This window comes from Bacillus sp. CR71 (assembly GCF_003429245.1).
Classification (GTDB): domain Bacteria; phylum Bacillota; class Bacilli; order Bacillales; family Bacillaceae_G; genus Bacillus_A; species Bacillus_A thuringiensis_S.
Genome location: NZ_CP031748.1, coordinates 195,049 through 195,267 on the forward strand (window position 1 = coordinate 195,049; position 219 = coordinate 195,267).

Below are 219 nucleotides of genomic sequence, written 5' to 3' on the forward strand. Positions count from 1 at the left end.
TTGCATAGTCTGACATATCATCATCAAACACATTTCTTCTGTATTTCACGACCAACACAAGGTGATAATATAACAAGAATACTGAATGGTTATTACTATCTAATCTCATTTATATACCAGCCTTTATAATTTATAAGACTGATTATATCAGAGGCAAAATAAAAAGGAAAACCTTTTGGCTACGCCAAACCGAAATTCATCTCCCACCTACCGTTGGGC

Annotated in this window: 1 protein-coding gene; it reads right to left on the reverse strand. The window is 34.2% G+C overall.

What is annotated here, in order from left to right:
• A partial coding sequence (locus tag DOS87_RS01100) for a transposase (RefSeq protein ID WP_208730375.1) occupies positions 1 to 109 on the reverse strand: 109 nt, incomplete at its 3' end.
• Positions 110 to 219 lie beyond the last annotated feature (110 nt).